This is a genomic window from Mesorhizobium sp. WSM4976 (assembly GCF_029625685.1).
GTDB lineage: Bacteria > Pseudomonadota > Alphaproteobacteria > Rhizobiales > Rhizobiaceae > Mesorhizobium.
The window spans coordinates 1-4,918 of record NZ_JARTVT010000069.1; the positions used below are offsets into that span (position 1 = coordinate 1).

Annotated in this window: 4 protein-coding genes and 1 pseudogene; 1 reads left to right on the plus strand and 4 read right to left on the minus strand. The window is 63.4% G+C overall.

Annotation, left to right across the window (positions count from 1 at the left end; all coding sequences use genetic code 11):
- Positions 1-434 precede the first annotated feature (434 nt).
- From P9272_RS35505 to P9272_RS35520, 4 genes are all read right to left on the minus strand, one after another.
- Positions 435-1,568, minus strand: a complete 1,134-nt coding sequence (locus tag P9272_RS35505; RefSeq protein ID WP_278164828.1) for a substrate-binding protein — start codon at positions 1,566-1,568, stop codon at positions 435-437.
- 84 nt (positions 1,569-1,652) lie between these two features.
- Entirely contained in the window at positions 1,653-1,925 is a 273-nt protein-coding gene (locus tag P9272_RS35510; RefSeq protein ID WP_027024197.1) for a hypothetical protein, read from the minus strand.
- A 90-nt stretch (positions 1,926-2,015) separates the two neighbouring features.
- On the minus strand, positions 2,016-3,593 hold the full coding sequence (locus tag P9272_RS35515) for an HD domain-containing phosphohydrolase (RefSeq protein ID WP_278164835.1): 1,578 nt from the start codon (positions 3,591-3,593) through the stop codon (positions 2,016-2,018).
- A 63-nt stretch (positions 3,594-3,656) separates the two neighbouring features.
- A complete protein-coding gene (locus P9272_RS35520) occupies positions 3,657-4,496 on the minus strand; it encodes an ROK family protein (protein ID WP_278164837.1) in 840 nt (279 codons plus the stop codon).
- A 51-nt stretch (positions 4,497-4,547) separates the two neighbouring features.
- Here P9272_RS35520 and P9272_RS35525 point away from each other — a divergent pair.
- Positions 4,548-4,918, plus strand: a pseudogene (locus tag P9272_RS35525) (DDE-type integrase/transposase/recombinase); the annotation flags it as partial.

Sequence of the window (4,918 nt, forward strand, 5' to 3'; positions counted from 1 at the left end):
CACTCGTCACCTCCGAATCCCTTCGGAAACCAGTGAATCACCGCTGCGGTCCGGTGGCGAGTGCCTATTTCAACAGCTTGCTAGGGGCGGAAGGGAAAATCAGGCTGTTCGAGCGGCATAGGCCATGTGGAGTAAAAGGCGGACTCTTCTGAATGGCCATTTCTGCCCTAAACCCTCCTAAGTCTGCCGCCACGTGAACAGCAGCAATGCGCCTGAACGCAGCCGTTGGGGTGACCTTTGTCACTACCGGAAAGCAGACATTGGCGCGGCAACGCCGCGGCCGCGCGAAGAGCGGAGATTGAATTTTTCCGCGTTCAATCCGGGGCCGCAGATAACGGAATTGATCTTACCGATCGTTTTGCGTGTGCCAGGTTGGTGACAAGGCGGCAATCCAGCCGCCCCGACACCTGGAAGAACAGTGATCGGCCCCGCCGTCACCGCGCGTTGCTTGATTGGAATTCGTCGGCAAGCACGCGTTCGTTGGGATCGATCGGACCCAGATTCTTCACGACCCGGAAGCGACCGCCATATGCCCGCGCGATGTACATGTTCATGCGAACATGGTGCTGGCCGGGAACCATTTCGGCCGGGCCGCCCGGGCCTTCGCTGATGCGGGCATGATCGAGGGCCCGGATGACCGCGTCGCGCTCAACCGTGCCGGCTTCCCTCACCGCCACTTCCCACATGTTGATTGCCCGGTAGTGGCCGGTGCACCCGCTGCCCGCAGTCAAGGTGGCGCTGCCTGGGAACCGTTCGCTGTAGCGGCGCAAGAGCCCGCGGCCGAATGGTTCGTCGAGTTCCTGGTAATAGTCGAGGCAGCTATAGAGGCCCTCGATCTGCTCGGACGGCACCAGATTGAAGAAATTCTCGTCGAAGTAAGTGCAGACGATCTTGCCGCCACGTTTGCCGAAACCGGCCTTGTGCAATTCTTCGAGAAACGGTGTCAGGCCCGGCGGGACGATGGTGTTGAAAACCACGTCGGTGCCGCTCGCCATGATCTGCTGCACCGTGCGCCGGAAATCGACGGTGTCCAGCGGAAGATACTCCTCGCCGACGATCTCGCCGCCGTTGGCGCGCACCGCCCGGCTGGCAGCCTTGTTGAGCAGATGCGGCCAGATGTAGTCAGCCGACGGCAGATAGAACCGTTTCGCCCCGGTGCTCTTCATCAGCCATGGGATCAGCGGTTCGACCTGCTGCGCGGGCACTGGCCCGGTGCAAAAAACGAGGGGATCGTTTTCCTGTCCCTCATACTGCTCGGTGTAGATGTAGAGCGTCCTGCCCCGCGTGACTGCCTCGCTTTTGATCGCCAGGCGGGTCGAACTGTAGATGCCGCCGACGACCACATCGACCTTGTCGACGTCGACCAGTTTCGCGGCCTTCGCCCTGGCGACACTGTCGATAGTCTCGCCATCCTCGATGACGAGTTCCACCGGGCGGCCCAGAAGGCCGCCTTTGGCATTGATATCGCCGACGAGCATCGTGGTGAGGTTGGCATTTGCAATGCCCATGAAAGACAAAGGGCCTGTCAGTTCGGCGATGAGGCCGATCTTGATGGGTTTCGGATCCATTTGAAATCTCCGTTTACGGGGTTTCGTGTTCTGGATTTTGTCGGGCGCGCCGCCGCCGACGGCAGGCGACGCGCGGCGTGGACGTCAGGCCTCGTAGTGGCCGAGCAGCAGTGCCGCCTGCGGCTTGCCGACATGGCCGGCTTCCTGCAGGATCGCCGGAACCTCCGGATCCGACACGAAATTCTTCCAGCCCTCGGCGTCCCAGTCGAAGATCGCCCAGACGCGGTCGGGTTCGCTGGGGTCGCGGAACACGGTAGCGCCATTCGAGCCGTGCAGCCGGCGCTTGTCGGCGCCCTTGGTCGAAAAGATACGGATGAAGTGGTCAACGTCCGCCACTTTGGTCGTTGCGAGAAGCATCTGATTTCCTCCTGTCGGTCGCGGCCACCATTGGTCCGTCGACAGGATCACGATGCGCGCCTTGCGGCGGCCGCGCATGGGGTGGATTCCCTATGCCGGCATTTCGCCTGGCCGGACAAGGCCGTGCTCGACCGCGTAGAGCGCGGCGGCGGCGCGGGTTCCAACGCCGATCTTGGAGTACACGCTCTGGATATGGTGATCGGCGGTCTTGGGCGAGATATCGAGCCTGCGAGCCGTCTCCTTCGCGGTCAGGCCGGCGGCGATCAGGCGCAGCACCTCGATTTCGCGCGGCGTCATTCCGGCAAGCGCCTGCGGCAAGGCCCGGCGCGACTGCTGCCCGGCGAATGACAACACGGCCTCGGCGGCGTCCGGGCAAATACAGCCGTCACGAACAGCCGCGCGCAACTGCGTCGCCGCTGCCTCGCTGGACAGCGCCTTGCGGTGCGGGCGCTCCTCGCGCGACGTTTGGAATGCCTCGGCGGCAGCCAGTATCCGGGCCGCCGGAGACAGGTCTGCACCGCGGACCTTGCGGTGATAGCCCGAGCCATCCAGGCGTTCGTGATGACGCAGCACGAGAGCGGCCATCGGCTCGCCGTCATGGCCGAAGGAGGCCAGCGCCCGCTCGCCGTAATAGGCATGCAGTTGCGCGGCGTCGCGCTCGCGCACCGACAGCGGACCGTTGCGCATCCAGGTTGCCACCGGCACCACCAGCTCGCCAATGTCATGGATGCAGCCTGACCAGCGCAGCGCGCGCACGTCAGGATCAGGCAACCCGATCCGTTTCCCGGCACCCGCGGCCAACTCCGATACCATCCGCGAATGGCCCTGCGTAAATGGCATGCGCATGTCGGTCATGTCGGCGATGGCGAGGAACGCTTCGTCGCAAGCCCCCTCATCCAAGGTCACCGGCGGATCGGGCTCCAACGCCAGGATCGTCTCGCGATCGACCGTCGCGCCGATATTCTTCATCAGGAGCGCCGCGTTGGCCGAAACGAGCCGGGCCAGATCCCCTTCATAGGGGCCGTCGGCGCGGCTGGCGATGGTTTCGGCCATCGCCTCGATGCCGACTGCATCGCTGAGCGCAATCACATCCTGCGCCAATGTGATCAGACGCACCGCGGGCAGAACATCGGCGCCGCTCAGCCCGCGCGGCAGGCCCTTGCCGTCCCAGCGTTCGTAGATCTGTCCAAGATTGAGCCGGATCTCCTCGGACAGGCCGAGCCGCTCGCCGATCCGCTGCGCGACCTCGCAATGCGCGGTCAGCACCGGGCGGGCCATCGCCAGCGCCTGCGACATCGCGGCTTCGATCGCCTTGGCCTGTGCGTCAGGCTCAAGATCGTAATAGAACCGCTTGAAGGCCTGCATGAAGACCCTGCCCAGTTCCGCACGGTTGCCCATGTCGAGACCGACAAGATCCTGGCGGAGCGCGATTTCGTCACCGAAGGTGGCCGCCAGCAGGTCCGTGTCGGCGTTGCAGCCGACATAGCGCAGCATCGACTGGTGGTACGCATTGCGCCGAACCTGTTCGGAAAGGCCTGCAAGCTCGGCGATCCGCATTGCAAGCACACATGATTTCAGCGCGAAGTCGCGAGAATGGCCTGTCGCAAGATCCGACGCATAGGCGAGGACCATCATGAAATCCGCCCGGCGGATCGAGACATTGGTCATCGCCACCTCCCAAGCGGATGCTAGTCCCGCGTCACGCAAATACCTAGCGAAAGATTTCACGCCCTACGCGCTTTGTCGCGAAGTGCCTGTTTTTGAATCGGAAGCAGACCTTTGCCAGGGGCAAACAGACTGAATGTCAGTAAAGCGCACGATGTCTGCTGTAGGGTCAGCTTCGCCGCTTCCTGAAAGCAGCGGTGAAGAAGGCGAAGTTGCGAAATCCGGTGCCGGCGCCGAGCGTGAATTCGGCCAGGCGGCGGCCTGCGCGTCATTGACGATCGTCGGCGGCATGCCGAAGGCGCTCTCGATCATCGAGGCAATCGGATAGCCATCCTCGATCGGCAGGGTTTCGGGGTTCAGCGCCGTCAGCGCGCCGTCCCGCACAATGGCCGTGGTAGCGACGGCGACGGCACCAAAACCACTTTTCGGCGCAAGCTCGGCGATGGCCACGACTAGGTCCTCGCCCATTCCGGTGCGCGGCGTCGGCGCTTGGCGCCGGTGGGTGATCCTGCCGCCGCTCACTTCGGCTGTCACTATCTTGGTGCCGCCAATATCGATGGCGAGCACCGGCAAATCAGAAGCTGCGGTCATGACCTCCGCCGTACGGCTGAGCTCGACCAGCCGCTTCGGATCCTGCCTGGTCATCTCGGCGACCAGCGCATCGACGATGAGCAGCTGGCTGATCTTCGAAGGAAAGGCGCCGCCGGTGAGGGGCGTCTCCGGCCAAGAGGCGATTAACGCCAGGTCGCAGACAGCGATCAGCGGGCTCTTCGAGCGGTTGGAGATACCGATGACAAAGGCGCCCTTGGAACGGGCAAGCTCTGCCACTCGCACGGCGTCGATGGTCGAGCCGGAGCTCGAGATCACAACCTGCACCGTTCCCGGCTGCGCGGTTCCCGCCGCCATCACCGCCAGATGCGCGTCGCCCGGCGCGCGGCTGAACTTGCCGATGCGGGTCTGACGCGGTCTTCATTGCATCGCTGCCTGCAACGCCATGGCATCAGCCGCCTGCCGGATGTCGAAGGCGACAGGCCGGCGAAGAAGAAGTTCAAGACCTATCCGATCGGCTTCTTTCATATCGACGTGGCCGAGGTGCGCACCGAGCAGGGCAAGCTGCACATGTTCGTTGCCATCGACCGCACTTCGAAGTTCGCCTTCGTCGAGTTGCATGAGAGGGCCACCACCGCCGTCTCGAGAGACTTCCTGCTGCGGCTGATCAAAGCCGTTCCCTACAAGATTCATACCGTGCTCACCGACAACGTCCTAAGAGCGGAAGGAAGTGGAGCGTGCAGTCAAGGTCTCTCTGTTCGTCAGCATGCTCTTGCTGC